We start from the raw sequence: 913 nt of genomic DNA on the forward strand, positions 1-913 counted from the left end.
TCATGGCTAAGGAAAAGTTTGAACGCGGTAAACCGCACGTTAACATCGGCACGATTGGTCACGTTGACCACGGCAAGACGACGCTGACGGCAGCGATCACCAAGTATTTTGGTGACTTCCAGGCATACGATCAGATTGACGGCGCGCCGGAAGAGAAAGCCCGCGGCATCACGATCTCGACGGCTCACGTTGAGTACGAGACCGAGAACCGTCACTATGCGCACGTTGACTGCCCCGGCCACGCCGACTACGTCAAGAACATGATCACCGGTGCGGCCCAGATGGACGGCGGCATTCTGGTTGTGAACGCAGCTGATGGCCCGATGCCTCAGACCCGCGAGCACATCCTGCTGGCGCGTCAGGTTGGTGTGCCTGCGCTGGTTGTTTTCATGAACAAAGTTGACCAGGTAGACGACGAAGAGCTGCTCGAGCTGGTCGAGATGGAAGTTCGTGAACTGATGAACGAATACGACTTCCCGGGCGACGACATGCCGATCATCGCGGGTTCCGCGCTGGCCGCCATGGAAGGCCGTGACAACGCAATCGGTGAAGACAAAATCCGCGAGCTGATGGCTGCTGTGGATGAGTACATCCCGACCCCGGATCGTCCGGTTGACGGTGACTTCCTCTTGCCGATCGAAGACGTGTTCTCGATCTCGGGCCGCGGTACTGTTGTGACGGGTCGTGTTGAGCGTGGCGTTGTGAATGTTGGCGACGAGATCGAAATCGTTGGCATCAAGGACACTCAGAAAACCACCTGTACCGGTGTTGAAATGTTCCGCAAGCTGCTGGATCGCGGTGAAGCTGGCGACAACGTTGGTGTTCTGCTGCGCGGTATCGACCGTGAAGCTGTTGAGCGTGGCCAGGTTCTGTGTAAGCCAGGTTCGGTTAACCCGCACACCAAGTTCGAAGC

General features: G+C 57.5%; 1 protein-coding gene. It reads left to right on the plus strand.

Going from position 1 to position 913, the window contains the following annotated elements; translation table 11 throughout:
• Positions 1-2: 2 nt before the first annotated feature.
• The coding region (gene tuf / locus FIL88_RS16580; protein ID WP_142854997.1) for an elongation factor Tu at positions 3-913 on the plus strand (911 nt) is incomplete at its 3' end.

The organism is Aliiroseovarius halocynthiae, from assembly GCF_007004645.1.
Taxonomy (GTDB): Bacteria; Pseudomonadota; Alphaproteobacteria; order Rhodobacterales; family Rhodobacteraceae; genus Aliiroseovarius; species Aliiroseovarius halocynthiae.